General features: G+C 73.7%; 6 protein-coding genes. 5 read left to right on the top strand and 1 reads right to left on the bottom strand.

Going from position 1 to position 15,424, the window contains the following annotated elements; translation table 11 throughout:
• Window positions 1-319 precede the first annotated feature (319 nt).
• On the bottom strand, window positions 320-988 hold the full coding sequence (locus I6A81_RS22685) for a TetR/AcrR family transcriptional regulator (protein ID WP_203003461.1): 669 nt from the start codon (window positions 986-988) through the stop codon (window positions 320-322).
• Window positions 989-1,297: 309 nt separating this feature from the next.
• On the opposite strand from I6A81_RS22685, the gene I6A81_RS22680 reads away from it, so the two are divergent.
• From I6A81_RS22680 to I6A81_RS22660, 5 genes are all read left to right on the top strand, one after another.
• Window positions 1,298-1,987, top strand: coding sequence for an adenosylcobinamide amidohydrolase (locus tag I6A81_RS22680; protein WP_238429239.1), 690 nt, complete (start codon window positions 1,298-1,300; stop codon window positions 1,985-1,987).
• Window positions 1,988-2,344: 357 nt separating this feature from the next.
• A complete protein-coding gene (locus tag I6A81_RS22675) occupies window positions 2,345-3,862 on the top strand; it encodes a ComEC/Rec2 family competence protein (RefSeq protein ID WP_203003463.1) in 1,518 nt (505 codons plus the stop codon).
• An 80-nt stretch (window positions 3,863-3,942) separates the two neighbouring features.
• Complete coding sequence (locus tag I6A81_RS22670) at window positions 3,943-5,337, top strand: hypothetical protein (RefSeq protein WP_203003464.1); 1,395 nt, start codon at window positions 3,943-3,945, stop codon at window positions 5,335-5,337.
• A 1-nt stretch (window position 5,338) separates the two neighbouring features.
• On the top strand, window positions 5,339-14,134 hold the full coding sequence (locus I6A81_RS22665) for a hypothetical protein (protein ID WP_203010291.1): 8,796 nt from the start codon (window positions 5,339-5,341) through the stop codon (window positions 14,132-14,134).
• Window positions 14,131-15,423 (top strand): LamG domain-containing protein, encoded by a 1,293-nt coding sequence (locus I6A81_RS22660; protein ID WP_203003133.1) that lies wholly within the window; start codon window positions 14,131-14,133, stop codon window positions 15,421-15,423. The genes I6A81_RS22665 and I6A81_RS22660 overlap by 4 nt, the downstream gene beginning before the upstream one ends.
• Window position 15,424 lies beyond the last annotated feature (1 nt).

Genomic DNA, 15,424 nt, shown 5'->3' with positions numbered 1-15,424 from the left:
GGGGCGGGGGCCGCCCCCCGCGGGGCGGGGGGGGGGGGGGCCCCCGGGGGGCCCGCGGGTCACCGCGCCCGATGGCCCGTTTCAGTGCTGCCGCAGGCAATGTCTGCCCTGCCGACGGGCGGGCGCAGCGGCGCCCCGCCACCCCTCTCCCGCATCGTGTCCGACACCCGAGGCATCCCGGACGTCCTGTCAGCCATCAGGGTCAGAGAGCGGCGCCGGTTCTGGCTCTGATGTCGGGCACGATTCCCCGTGACGTCGGACAGGGCGAGCACGCGGCCGCACGCCGGCACAGGGCGAACGCTGCCGGGCATGGCAGGCACTAGGACTCGGCGGGCTGGTCGGGTCTGGCGGTGGGGTGGTGTCCGTCGCGGATCCCGTGCAGGAGGAAGTCGACGGCCCAGGTGAGGGCGCCGCTGGCGTCGGCGGTGCGCAGGCCCCAGACCTCGGTCAGCCGTTCGTGGGAGAGCCTGCTCCACAGGATGTCGAGGACGGCCGCGGCCATCTGGCGCTCGGTGTCGGGCCAGCTGGCCGTGACGGGGTCGAGGGCGTGCAGCAGGGCGTCGCGGCGTCGTTGGTCGGCGCCGAGCGTCGGGGTCACCGGGTCCGGGTGGGCGGCGGGGCGGGCGGCGAACGAGGACAGGTTGGCGAAGCTCCGTGTGATCGTCTCGGTGAGGTTCGTCAGGTCGAGTGCCTCGTAGGAGATGCCCGCCTCGTCTTCCAGGCGCAGGATCACCGCGTCGTGCAGGTCGCGCTCCGTCGGGAAGTGCCGGTAGACGGTGGTCTTGTTGACGCCGGCGCGCTCGGCGACGGCACCGACGGTGAGCCCTCGCCAGTCCCAGGTCGGGAAGCCGCGTACCAGCTCGCAGCCGGCCGCCAGGATCCGTTCACGGGTCTCGCGTGCCCGCTCGCGGCGAACGGGGCTGTCGTAGCGTCGCCGTTCCCGAGCCGGGGCGCGCTGCCCCCTGTCAGGCTCTGCTCGATCAGCCATGTTGGCGCAACTCCCGGGGCGCGAATGCGGGGGCGATGCCCGGAGGCTACCCGGACGGCGCATCAGGCTGACGGCCACGCAGCCGCCGCGCACACCGGTCCGCGGGGCTCCACCGATTCGGGCGATGACCGCGCGTTCGCGCGTCAGCGGGCGGCGTCGGGCAGGCTGGTTGGTCATGGTGTGGTCACTGCTCGACGGTTTGCCCCGTGGCGCTCTCGCGCCGCCGGTAGGTGCATCGGCGACCCGGCCGTGGTGAGCGTCGGGCTCCCTGGTACCGCGGACGTTTCCGGGCCGCCGGCCTTGTCGCCGTTGCCGGTGGGGTTCGCTCAGCGTGAGCACTCCGACGACGGTGCCGGGCAGCGGCGTCCGGTGCTGGTCTGGCGGTTCGCCGAGCCGGCGCGGATGATCTCCAGCGCGGTGCTTGGTGGCGGGCTCGCGCGTGGGGAATGGGTCGTCAACGCCGAGGTGACCCACGACTACCGTCGTGACGATCCCGCCGGCCACCTCGGGGACATCGTCGCCGAGCTCGGCCTGCCGGTGGGGGCCGGCGCCGGGCTGATGACCGCCGCGGACGTCCGGCGGATGTGCGGCGCCATCGACGGCGGCGTTCGCTGCGACGCGACGGTGGGGCTGGCGTACCCGACGTGGGCCGCCGCGCCGGACGGCCTGGCGCCGCTGGCGGCCAGGTGGCGTCCCGGCACGGTCAACCTGGTCTGCCTGCTGCCCGTGTGGCTGAGCGACGCGGCTCTGGTCAACGCCGTCGTCACGGCCACCGAGGCCAAGAGCCAGGCGCTGCTGGAGGCCGGCGTGCCCGGCACGGGCACCGCGTCGGACGCCATCGTGGTGTGCTGCCCGGACGGCCCCGCCGAGAGATGGCCGGGCGTCGAGTACTGCGGCCCGCGCTCGCCGTGGGGAGCGCGGCTGGCCCGCGCCGTGCACGCCGCCGTCGCCGAGGGCACCGCGCGCTACGCCGCCCGATGGTCCCAGCCATCGACCTGATCCTTTACCCCGCCCGGCCCGTTCGGGCTATGTACTTATTCGCCGCCGGCTTCTCCGCCGGCCTTTTGCCCGGCTGTTTTCGGACAACCACGCGGCCGGGCGGCCGGCTGGCGTGGATGCCGCCGGCGAGATCGTCGCGCTGCGTGGCGATCCCGGGGCGAAACACATCCGTTACCGCCCGCCTTGTCCTGAATCGTCATTTACCGACAACTACGACGTGTCACATTCTTGACACTAATCTGGTCGCATCCTAGGGTTTAGAAAACATCGGCGCCCGCGTGCGCCTTCGGGGGAACCAATCATCGTTTGCCTTCGCGATTTCTGCCGCCATGGGCTCGACCGGGGGAGTGTGGCTTCGTGGCGGTATCCGCCAGCCTGGAGATCCATCACATCAATGTGAGCCAGGGTGACGCGACGCTTATCATCAATCGCGACCTGGCGAAGGTCGGCCAGGCCCTCGACGCCGCCAAGATCCCTCGGCCCACCGACCCCATCGACTGGGTCCCGCTGGTACTCAGCGAGACGGGGAGAAACGCGAAGGCGACGCTGCTCGGGACGGTGAACAACGCGCTGCTGATCGACGGCGGCGACGACGACTACGGCGGCGACGTCATCAACGCGCTCGAGGCGCACGGCGTGGTGAACCCGAAGAAGTACTGGGTCAAGGGTTTCAGCATCCTCGCCACCCACTACCATGACGATCACATCGCCGGCCTGCGCTCGGTCTTCAAGGAGCGCAAGGAGAAGGTGACGGTCGGCAAGAACAAGAAGAAGACCGTCAAGGTCGAGATCGTCGAGCGCTACCGGCCGGACATCATGTACTACAACGCCTTCCGCAAGAAAGTCGATCCCGACACGGACCGCCTGTTCAACCTTAAGGAGGACATCAAGACGGCCAAGACGGCGTCGGAGGCGTGGACCGACGAGTTCCCGATCTATCCGGCCGGATATTCCGACGAAGGCGAGACGGAATTCACGAAGATTTCTCTGGGCACGGGCGTCGACGGCATCCCGATAACCGTCTCCGTGTACGCCGCGGGACAGGCCGTGCGATGGACGAAGGGCAACTACTGGTCGATCGAGGGCAAGAGCAAGAAGGTCGACCAGAACGACCAGTCCATCGTGGTCATGCTGGAGTACGGGTCGTTCCGCTACTTTCTCGGTGGAGACATCGCCGGTGACGGCATGGCCGACGGGGGAAACACCGGAGACAACGCCATGGACCCGGCCGGGAAGAAGTTCTACTCCGTGCACGCCGACGTGGAGACCAGGCTGCGCAAGGCGCTCATCAAGCTCTATCCAGCCACGACGACCTACAAGAGCGGTGAGCCGAAGTTTCCGTGGGCGGCGTACTGCACTGTCTTCAAGGCCAACCACCACGGCAGCTCGTCCAGTGTCGACGTCTACACGCTGTCGGCGCTGCGGCCGTTGCTCGTCGCCATCTCGTCGGGGTTCCGGGTCCGGTTCCACAATCATCCGACCCAGCAGGTGATGAACCGGGTGAGCAAGGCGAAGACGCCCACCTGGAACCTGCCGGACGCGACCACGGTCCCGAACTCCGTCGACCGCGTGTACATCACCGAGTGCGCGCAGAAGGTCAGGAACACGGCCTTCGGCGTGAACCTGTACGGGGCCAGGATCTGCGGTGACATCGTCATCCGGCCCACGGACGAGAGCGTCAAGAAGATCCAGGACGCCACCAAAGCGGGCGAGAAGCTCGTCGTCCAGGTCTACGGGAGCGGCCTGCTGTCCAACGTCACGGACAAGAGCAACGCGCTGCGGCCGGTGACGACGGACGCCCCGAACCCGGCCAAGGCGAACGCCGTGGCGGGCGGTTACGCGCTCGGACCGTGGCTCCACGAGGTCACCCACTGAGCCATTCGCCGAACGGAACCGACGCCGACGGTTCGGCGGCTCGGTGTCCGAACCGCCGTTCGATCACCACGAGGTGAGGAATGACCCTGGTCCCGGTCCGCGGAACTGACGGGCTCTGGTATCTGAGCGGTGTCGTCGCCGACGAGTCGACGCGCGCCCCGCTGGGCCGGCTCTACTGGAAGATCGGCCCGCACTTCCTGGGCGTCGACGACTCGTTCGAGGAGCCCGTCATCGCCCGTGCCTACTACGACCCGACCCAGGACAACACGTCGAAGCCGGTTCCGTCCAACGCCGAGTTCGCCGGCTACATGCAGTTCATCAACATCTACTTCAACGGCGTGTCGGTGCGCCCGGAGGCCTACGGCGGCCACGTCGCCGACCGCGCGTTCTACGCCGGCCCCGGCAACACCTTCGTCGACTTCATGGGTCCCGCGGACGCCGCCGCGCGGGTCGATCGGCAGATACGCAAGCTGAATCCCTTCTACGCGTACAACGGATCCCTCAGCTCGCAGTTCACCACAGCGACGCAGTTCGCGACATATCCACGGACGAACGGCGTCCTCCTGTTCGCCTACGACGGCACGAACCGTAGTCAGGCAAGGTGCGCCTCGCTGGTGGCCGAGCTCGTCCCGGGCCTGCTGACCGCGAAGGACGTCGCCCGGCAGCTCACCCCGGACAACCGGCTGCGCGCGGTGCCCTGCCAGCCGGCCGACATCGCCAACGACGGGGCGTATCACGTCGCGCTCATCGACCTGCAGCGCACCGGGGACCTGCCGGGGCTCAGCTACGCCGACCTGGCGGGCACCGTGATCGGCGGCTACACGCTCATCGAGCTGCCCGACACCGAGGGAATCAACCCCTTCCTGTGCGTCTATCCCAACGACAGCAACACGGCCGTCAACGTGCACCTGCTGGCGGCCCACGAAATCGACTCGGCCCGGCAGTCGGCCGTCATGACGAGTCTGCTGAGAATGACGCAGGCCATCGAGGACGACGAGGACAACCTGACCGAGGTCGAACGCGGCCCGCGGACCCGGGGCGTGAGCGGGCTGGACACGCTGCCGTTCGTCGTCGGCAAGAACACCTTCACCGTCGAGTGGCGGTACACGACCTACCTGATGGCCCAGATCAGACACGTACGGACCCGGCGCAGCAATCCGCTAGGTGACCTCTACCCAATGCACGGGTTCACCTGGTCGGTATGCCAGAAGTTCTACCCGGACACCCGGGAGCTGCTGTTCACCTCCATCAGCAGACCGCGGGACGCCGGACCCTTCAGCCATGCTCTCGCGCTCGGGCTGTACGACACGCTCATCGACGGATTCGTCGACAATCCGGCGGGCGCGCCCAGCATCGACGTCAGCAACTTCATCCTGGCCGGAATGAACCTGCGCAACCTGGCCAGGGGGCGGAAACTTGCCGGTCTGACCGTCGACGGTCACCGCGCCAACGGTGACGACGGAGCGCCGATCTGACATGGAACCCATCGAGTTCGCCTTCACCTCCGACGCCCAGGGCTGGACGGCCACCGACGGCGCGGGAAGCCCCCTGAGCGGCCAGCCCACCTGGATCGCCCCGGCCGCGGGCCCCGTCCAGGGCGGCACGGCACCCGGCGCCATCCGGGTCGTCCACCCGGCACCCTCCGAGCCGTCCGAGCCCTCCGAGCCGCCCGCGGGCCCCACGACCCCGCCGGCGCCGTGGTTCTTCAGCGCCCCCGGTCTCGTCGCCGGTGACCGGAGCGGCTTCGAGGGCGGCACGCTGTCCGCGACGCTGCGCTTCGGGCCGGAACCGGTCACCGACCTGCCCACCCGACCGGACGCGGTGGTGCTGCGCGCCGGGACGACCAGCCTCGGCCTCGACGCGCGCGCCGCCGGAGTCTCGGCGCCGTCGGCCACGGTCGCCGGCGGCTTCGACCTGAGCGCGCGGCTGTCGGCCGCGGCGGGCTGGCGCGACCTCGCCACCGGCGCCGCCGCGACCGACGACCAGCTGCGCGCCGCGCTGCGCGGCCTGACGGGGCTCGACCTCGCCGTCGCCGACGCCGCGACCGCCACCTGGACCGAGCTGTCCGCCGTGTCGCTGCGCGAGGACCCCCGCCGCGCGCTGCTGCTCGACCTCACCGTCAGCTACGAGAACCACGACCTGCGCGCGCGGTGGACGCCGGTCCCGAGCGCCGCCGGTTATCACGTCGAGGTCGCGCACGGTGCCGATGTGCTCTACCAGGTCGACCTGCCGGCGGACGGGCTCGTGTTCCCCGTCGTGCTCACCTCACCGACCTTCACGCCGCACGCGGGCGCCGACTACGACGTGCGCGGCTGGGTGGTCGGCCCGCCGAGCCCGGTGGTCCGCATCCGGCCGGTCGACCTCGGCGCGCCCACGATCACGGTGACGCCGATCGCGGACGGCGTCTCGCTGAACTGGACGGCCGACCCCGCGAGCACGAGCCACGAGCTGGTCGTCACCGGGCCGGGTGACGACGACGGCGTCGTGCTCGGGCCGCTCACCGTGGACGCGCCGCCGTTCGCCGCGACCGTGGCGCAAGGACTCGCCAGGGACGTGACGTACCGGGCCAGCGTGCGCGAGCACGGCGGGGAGTCGGTCGGGCCGTGGAGCGCCCCGGTGGCGTTCCGGCTGGTGTCCGCGCGGGCCATCCTGACGGCGCTGCGTGACCGCCTCGTCGCGGCGCGGACCCAGCCCGACCCGGCGCCGACCGACGGAGCGCCGACCGAGGGCGCGGGGCGCGACTGGCGTTACGGGCTCGACGCGGCGGCGTTCCCCGCGGACCTGCCCGAACGGGCGGACGCGGTCGCCGCGTCGCTCGTCGCCGCGTTCCGGGGACCGATCACGATCGCCTCGGCGGACGATCCCCAGCTCGCGGCCGACGGGGCCTCGCTGACGCTGAGCGGCACGGCCCCGCTGATGGGGGCGACTGGCGCGGCGTGCGTGTTCACCGCCACCGTCGAGGACAACCGGCTGCTGCGCGGCCGGCTCGCCGTCACGGTGCCCGCCGGCTGGACCTGGGGCGCCGCCTTCGACACGCTGCTGGCCGACGCGCCGGACGCCGTGGCCTTCGCCGAGGCCCGCTTCGAGGCGTCGACCGCGCCGGACCCGGCCGCCGCGCCGGACACCCCGACCGAGCCGCGTTTCACCGGCCTGACCCACCTCGGCGCCGACCTCGGCCAGTGGATGGACCCGACCGACCACCCGACGCTGCCGGTCACCCTCGCCGGAACGGTGACGGCGGACGCGTCCGGCCGGCCGCGGTTCACGCTGGTGTCCACGGCGCCGACCGGCCCGCTCACCATCTCCCGGGCCGGGCAGGATCCGCTGACGCTGACCGACGCGACGGTGACCCTGCGCACCGCGCCGCCGGAGGCGGGCGCGCCCGAGGACGCGCCGAACGTCAGCGCGTTCACCGCGCGCGGCACGCTGCGGGGCCTCGGCGCCACGACGCCGACGGCCGAACTCGACCTTCCGCACGCCTGGCGCGGGACGCTCACGTTGCGCCTCGACCCGGACGCCGCCGTCGGCGAGCTCACCACGGTCTCCGACGCGGTGGCGCTCACCGGCACGCCGACGCCGGTCGTCACCGCGCTCGGCACACTGACGAACCTGGCGGGCCCGACGGTCGCCGGCCTGAGCGTCACCTTCGACCCGCACGGAGTCGAGGCGACCCGCACGGAGCTGACCGTCCGGGTGGCCAACGCGCCGTGGCGGCTGCTCACGGCGCCCGAGCTCGCCGTCTCGAACGTCACGCTGTCGCTGGCGGTCACCCGCGCCCCCGGGGCCGCCGAGGCGCCCGGCGGCCTCACCACCACGTTCTCGGCCTCGGCCAGCGGCACGGTGAACCTCGCGGGCGCGCCCTACACGATCCGCGTCGACTTCCCGGCGACGGGCCCCGTCACGCTGGTCGTCACGAACGACGACCGGGTGCCGACGCTCGCGACGATCGCCACCCTCGCCGGCTTCTCCGGCGACGACGTGCTCGCGGCGCTGCCGGAGTCCCTGCGCGCGCTCGGGTCGATCAGCCTGAGCGTCGTCGCGCTCGACATCGACGTCGCGGCGGGTGCCGTCACGACCGTGCTGCTGCGCTTCGACCAGACGAGGCCCTGGCCGATCGGCGGCGGTGTCGTCACCCTCGCGGACTGGGCCGTGGAGGTCGCGGTCGAGCGCGGGCCGGACGGCTGGGCGCCGCGCGGCGACATCGTCGGATCGATCACGCTGGGCACCGACCCGCGGACGGTCACCTTCGACGTCGACGTGGCCGTGCCGATCGACGACAGGACCCGGGAGTGGACGCTCGGTCTCGCGGAGGACGAGGTCATCCACGTCCCGACGATCGGTGACCTGCTCGCGCCCCTGGGCGGCGCGCCGGTCGGGCTCCCCGTCGGCCTCGCCACCCTCGGCGGCCTGGACGTCACCCAGTTACGGGTGGCGTTCGACGCGGACGCCGGCCGGATGGTCTGGCTGGCGTTCGCCTTCCACCAGTCGACCACCTGGACGGTCATCCCGAACGCGCTGGTCGTGTCGGAGCTGGACGTCGCGCTCGCGCTGTCGCCGGGTCAGGGAGACACGCCGACCCGGGCGCTGGGCTCGCTGCGCGGTCTCGTCTCGATCGGCCAGCAGCCGCTCGACGTCGCGATGATCAAAAATGGTCTGGACGACGAGTGGCGCCTGGAGATCGGGTTCACCTACCCCGCGGTCTTCCCGGGCTTCTCGGCGCTGGACGCCTGGCTCGCGCCGGACGCGGTGGGCGGATACCTGCCGGCCACCCTCCCGCTGGCCAGCGGTTTCGAGCTGTGGCGCACGGTCGCGCGCTTCGAGAGCCACAGCGGGGCGCTCGTCGGGGTGTCGTTCCTGCTGCTCATCCCGGATCTGTGGACGGTGGTGCCGGGACGGCTGTCCATCACCGACGTGCGGGCCGCCATCGCCTCGCCGTATCCGATCGTGGCCGACCGGATCACCGGCAGGGTCTCGGGCCTCGTCACCCTCGGCGACGCCGAGATCGCCGTCGTCGCCGAGAAGCCGACCGGGGCCGACCCCTGGTCGTTCGGCGGAACCCTCACCGACCCCGTCTCGATCGACCTGGTGGCCGTCGCGAACGGCGTGTCCACCACGGAGTTCGCGCTCCCCGCCGACATCGGTTCGCATGGCGCCTTCCCCGAGCGCGTGACGATCGAGACCGCGAACGTGCGCGCGGTGCCCGACACCGGGCTGTTCCACGTCGACGGGCTGGCCAGTTTCGTCTGGCAGCCGACGATCGGCGGGGCGACGCTGTCCATCGAGCAGATCGGCGGGACGGTCGACATCGCGCGCACCGGCGACCCGACCGTCGTCACGATCGTCGGATCCCTGAGCTACGCCGGCCTGCGGGCGACGATCGGTCTCCAGGTCGGCACCGCCGCCACGCCCACGATCCTCACCGGGACGGTGGCGCCGACGGACGCGCCGCGCATCGCGCTGCCCCAGCTCGCCGACGGCGTCAGCGGCGCCGCGGCCGACGAGCGCTGGGCCGCTGTCCTGCCCGCCGACGCCCAGACGCCGACGTTCGACTCCGCCGCGGTGTGGGCCAACCTGACCACCGGCGAGCTCGTTCTGCGCGGCCGCCTCTCCCGGTTCGCCGACGCGGTGCTGCTCTGCGCGCCCACCGCGGCCCCGGACAGCCATCCCGCCGCCCCGGCGGACCCCGCGCCCTCGAACCCGGCCCCCTCGGACCCCGCGCCCGCGGCGCCGGACGCCTCGGCGGGCGGCCACAGCTACGCCCTGGCGGCGTCGCTCGGCGAGGGCTTCCTCTTCGAGAACCTGTTCGGCGCGCTGCGCATCGACGACTACGTCAAGGTCCGCCACGCGCGCCTCATCGTCGCGAACCTCCGCGACACCACCGTCGGCGACTTCGCGAGCCGCGTCGCGACCGCGCTGGCCGCGGCCTCCCCGGGAGTCGCGTCCCCGATCGCGGACCTCGCCGGGTCGACCGACCCGCTGCCCGTCGGCGCGCTGTTCACCGCCGAGCTCGACGTGAACACCGGCGGGCCCGGCACGCTGCTCGGCACCATCATCACCATTGGCGGCACCGGCACCGGGGGAGCGGGCCAGCCGTCGACGCCGTCGGTGCGGCTCACCGCGCGGATCGACCGGACCGACTCGACGGCGACGCTGTTCAGTGCCGACCTCGCCGACATCACCCTGTTCGCGGGGCTCGTCACCATCACCCACACCTCGGCCCTGCCGGCCATCCGGCTGACCTACCGCCCCGCCGCCGCCCGGGAGTTCACCCTCGACGCCCGCGTCCGGCTCGCCGTGTTCGGGTCGACGCTCGGCTTCGACGTCAACCTGCGGGTCAACGACGACCGGCTCGTCACCACCGCGACGGTCCCGCCGCCGACCGACCAGTCGGTGGTGCCGTTCGAGCTTCCCGGCATCCGCATCGACGACCTCGGGCTCGCCGCCCAGATCGACTTCGCCAAGGCCGCGGTGCCGGCCACCGCCGGCCAGCCGGCCGTGCCGGCCCGTCCCCGCGCGACCCGGTTCTGGCTCAGCGGGCACGCCACGCTCGGCCGGGCGCCGGCCGCCGGGCAGCCCGACACCCGCCTGTCGTTCGCGGCCCGGCTCGCGATGATCGACTCGTCGCCGGCGCTCGCGTACGTCGCCATCGACCGCGACTTCTCGATCGTGTCGTTCCTCGCCGAGTGCGTGACCGGCTCGGGCTCGGACTGGGGCACCTACGTCGACCTGATCCTGCGGCCGGGCTCGCGCATCTACTACTACCGGGCGAGCGCCGACCCGACCCGGGCGCTCGCCCGCCTGGACGACACCGACCTGCTCGACGGGTACCACCTCGACGCCCACATGACGATCCGCCTCGTCGTCGACGTCGACGTCCGCGCGCGCGTCGACGTCCGCACCGACACCGCCGGCCGGCCCGTCGGCGTCACCGCGGCGATCGCGCTGACCGGGCCGATCGACATGGTCTTCGCCCAGCTCGCCGGCACGGCGCAGACCGGCGGCGCCGGGCCGTACCTCGGCGGTCCCGAGGTGCGCTTCACGACCGGCACCGACGCCTCCTTCGGCGTCGCGACCGGCATCAACTTCCTGGGCGAGCCGTTCGGCTCCGTCGCGGTGGCCGTGTCCAAGGACCCCGACGGCGCCCGCCGGTTCGCCGGGCACCTCGAAGCCGGCCGGACGATCGAGCCCTTCGGCCGGCTCGCGTGCGACTTCGTCTACCTCGCCCGCGACACCGGGTCGGACAGCTTCACGATCGTCAACTGGCCGGCCTTCACCTGGCTGCGCGACATCATCGACATCGTCGACGCGATCCGGGACCTCTTCGCGGCGACGCGGGTCGACGGCTGCGGGGCCCTGGTGAACTTCGTCGCCCAGCGGGCGTTCACCAGTGCGTGGTCGATGGACCCGGACGTCCGCTCCGACGGCGGCGACCTGGTCTTCTCCCTCACGGGCAGCTACGCGCTGTCGCTGGTCGGGCAGAGCACGCCGTTCGTCACGGTCGCGTTCCCGGCCTTCGAGGTGCGGATCCCGAGCTCGACCCGCTACGCCGACCTGCCGGAGGCGCTGGCGGCGGGCATCGCCCGCGCCTCGGGTGACCTCGTCCTCCAGCTCCTGCGAAGCCCGGAGAAGATCGCCGCGTTCGCCGGCATCGTCTTCGGCGAGCAGGCGGCCGCCTACGCCGCCACGCTGCTGTGCAAGGGCCTCGTCGACGCCGCGGTCACGGCCGCGGCCGACGCCGCCGCGACCGCTATGGCCGCCGCGACAAGTGCCGCGGCGGGCGCCGCCGCGGCCGTGGCCGCCGCGGCGGCGGCCATCGCCGCGGCCGTTGGCGGTGGCGGTGGCGGCGGTGGCGGTGGCGGTGGCGGTGGCGGAGGCGGCGGTGGAGGCGGCGGTAACGGCGGCGGTAACGGCGGCGGAGGTGGCCAGCCGACGCCGACCCCGACGCCGGCCGTTCCCGTGGTCACCGGGTTCACCTACGCGAACGGCGCCTTCACCCTGGACTGGTCGCCCGCCAGCTACGCGGGTGGCTACGAGGCCGAACTGCGGTCGCCGACCGGGGCGATCCTGCGCACCGCGTCGCTGGGGCTCGCGGATCGCCCGCTGCGGCTGGTCCACCAGGCCGCGGCCACGTCGCTGCCGGTCGGCACCTACGTCGGCCAGGCGCGCGCCGTCCGCGGCGACCAGCAGAGCGCCTGGGCCCCGGCGAGCCTGACCAAGGCCCCGACCCCGGGCGCCACGCTCGCCTACAGCGCCGGATCCCTCGTCGCCACCTGGGCCGCCGTCGCGGGCGCCGCGTACGAGGTCGCCTTCGTCGACCCGGCCGGAGCGTCGATCGCGACGCGGACCGACGTGCGCGCCGGGACCGTGAGCGTCCCCCTCGACGACCCCCGCGAGGGTGCCTACTCGGCGCGGGTCCGTCCCCTCGGCGGCGACATCCCGGCGGACTGGAGCGCCCCGGCCGCCGCGACCGCGCTCACGATGCCCGCCCCGGCGGGCCTCGTCGTGCGCGCGGCCGGCGGCGCGCTCACGGTGACCTTCCCGTCCGTCGCGAACGCCGCGGAGTACCTCGCCGAGGTGACGGCCGTGGCGGTGACGACCGTCACCCCGGTGACGACCGTGACCGGGCCGGCCGGCGCCGCGAGCGCGCCGGTCACGCTGACGCTGCCCGCCCCGGCCGGGCGGCCCTACGCCGCCGGCACGACCTACGGCGTCCGGATCCGGGCCAGGCGGCCGGACGCGGTCGGCGCCTGGAGCACGCGGGCGACCATCGTCTACGACACCGCGCCCGGCTGGTCGCTGTCGCTGCGCAACGACCTGACCGCCGCGCCGACCCCGGCCGGGCCCGACGACGGCGTGCTGCGCGCGCTGGTGACGACGCCCACCGGCGTCGCGCCGGTCGACGTGCCGCCCGGCGCGACGGTCACGCTCGGGGCCGGCGGCGCGGGCGCCACCGTCGCCGCCGTCGAGATCATCCGTTCGCTGCCGCGGGCACCCGGGCTGCGCGACGCGACCCGGTACCGCGTGAGCGCGCTGACCCGCGGCGGCGCGGTCACCCTGTCCTTCGGCGCGATCGCGGCCGGCACCGCGGCGGGCACCGACTTCGGCGTGGGCCGGACCCGCGGCTTCCTGTTCGGGACGGCGGCGCTGTGGGCCGACACCGTCGCCGACCGCGCCATGGCGTCGCGCCTGTTCGACGTGCTCACCGACACCGTCGCGGTGGCGGCCGCGCTGCGCTCCGCCTACGACGGCCTCGACTCCACGGCGATCACCCCGCCGCTGCTCGCGGCGATCCGCGACCCGGCGACGCTGCCGCGCGGGATCGTCGCGCCGGCCGCGCCGGCGCTGACGGCGTCCGGCACCGTCGTGCCGCTGCTGACGAACTACTTCGGCTCCGCGAACGCCCAGCTCGGTCTCGCCGCCGCGCTCCTGGTCGCCGGCCAGGGCCTCGGCGCGACGCCGACCCGGACGGCGGCCGAACTCCTGCCGCTCGGGCAGGCGGCCTTCACCGTGTCGGCCGGGATGGTCCGCGCGGACCGCGCCGTCGCCCTCGCCCGCGCCCTGGCGGCGCTGAAGGTGCCCCCGGTCGTGACCGGCAACGTCATCGCCCAGGCCCCCGCGCTCGCGTCGCTCACCCCGGACGAGCGGGCGACGCTGGTCGCCGTCGCGTTGAAGTACGCGTACGAGGAACCCGCCGCCGCGCGGGCGACGAGCTACGTCGCGTCGATCGCGCGGCTGGTGAGCCCGCCCGTGGCGGGCGCCCGGCTGCGCGCGATCGACCCGGCGGCCGGCGCCACCGACCAGGCGAACGCGCTGACGGCCGCCTACACCGGGCAACCCGCCTCGGCGTTCCTGCTGGCCTGGGCGCTCGCCGACACCGGCGTGCCGCCCGACCAGGTCGCGACAAGGACGCGCCAGGCGATCCCGACCGCCAGCGCGGCGGACATCGCGAGCGCGCTCGCCGCCGCGCAGGACCCCGCCGTCACCGCCGCGCGCGACGCGGTCCGGGGCGAGCCCTGCTCGCTGCCGGAGGCGGCGCGCCGGCGCAGGACGTCGTTCGCCGGGCTCCACCCGCGCCGGTCCGCGTACGCGCTCGCCCGGGCCGACGGCGTCGGGCTCGCCCGGCCAGCGGTCCTCGGCGCGGCCCTGCTGATCGTGGGGCACACCGACGCCGACGTGCAGGCGACCCTGCTCGCCTGCTTCCCCGAGCTGACCACGTCGACGCTCACCCCGATCATGACCGAGGCAGCACAGATCCGGGAGCTGTACCGATGACGACTCCGACCGCCCCCGCCCCGGCGAACGTCCCCGCCGCGCTGAACGTCGCGGCCGCGCTGGCCGCCGCCGGGTTCACCCCGCAGGTGATCGCCAATGCGCTGCTCGACGCGTCCGTCTACCCGTCCCTGACCGCGACGGAGCTCGCCCGCGTCCTGTGCGACCGGCGCGTCGCGCCGACGCTGGACGCGGCGGCGCTGACGGCCGTGCTGACCGGGACCAACCGCTACCAGCCCGACGCGGTGCGCGCCGCCGTCGACGCGGTGTTCCCGCCGCCGCCGGTCACGGCGCCGCCGTCGAACACGGCCTTCGCCGTCTCCGGCGCCGGCTACCTGGCGGCGAACCCCGCCGCCGCGTACAACTTCGGCGCCGGCGACTTCACCGTCGAGGCGGCCCTGCGCGCCACCGGCCCCGGCACCGTCGTCGCGCGGAAGGGGACAGCGGGCGGGGCGGGCAACGGCGGGTTCCTCGTCGTGGCGCGGCCCGGCGGCTCGCTGAAGTTCGCCACCGACAGCGGCTTCGGCTTCTTCGAGATCACGACGCCGTCGTCCGCCGTCCTCGACGGCCAGTGGCACCACGTCGCGGCGGTGCGGTCGGGCACCTCCCTGGTCCTCTACGTCGACGGGCAGCAGGTGGGCGCGACCACGAACGGCAACGCGGCTCCGCCGCTGAACGTCAACAACAGCCTGAGCCTGACCGTCGGCACGACGGAACAGTCCCAGGAGCAGTTCCGGGCGCTGACCGGGCAGGTCGCCGAGGTACGCCTGTGGAACGGCGCCCGGTCCGCCACCCAGATCAGGCAGTCGATGTGGACGCGGGTTCCCGCCGGCACCGCGGGACTCGTCGGCCGGTGGAGCGGCGAGTTCGGCCGGCCCGTCGACCTCTCGGCGACCCGCAACGCCACGAGGATCGCCGGCACGGTCACGACCGTCGCGGGGCCTCCGGCGATCGCGCCGACGAACCCGGTGAGTCCCTACGTCGGGGCGTACGACCTGACGGTGCGCGGGACTGCCGGCGCCTGGTCCGCGCTCGGCACGCTCTGCCTGTTTCCCGACGGAACGACCGCCCTCAACGACCGGGTGGTGTCGGGAGCGGTCCTGCGCGACACGTCGCTGACCTGGCCCGCGGACGGGGCGGTCGCCGCCGGCGCGGGCACCGTCACGTTCCAGCCGACGGGGCAGGACCCGCGTTTCTGGCCGACCCCGCAGACGGCCGGCCCGGTCCTGCAGGGCACCTATCAGCCCCCCGGCGGCGCCGTGACCGACGTGCGCGGCCAGCGCCGGCCGTAGG

The sequence above is a fragment of the Frankia nepalensis genome, assembly GCF_016786325.1.
Classification (GTDB): Bacteria; Actinomycetota; Actinomycetes; order Frankiales; family Frankiaceae; genus Pseudofrankia; species Pseudofrankia nepalensis.
This window is presented reverse-complemented; position numbering and strand designations above follow the sequence as displayed.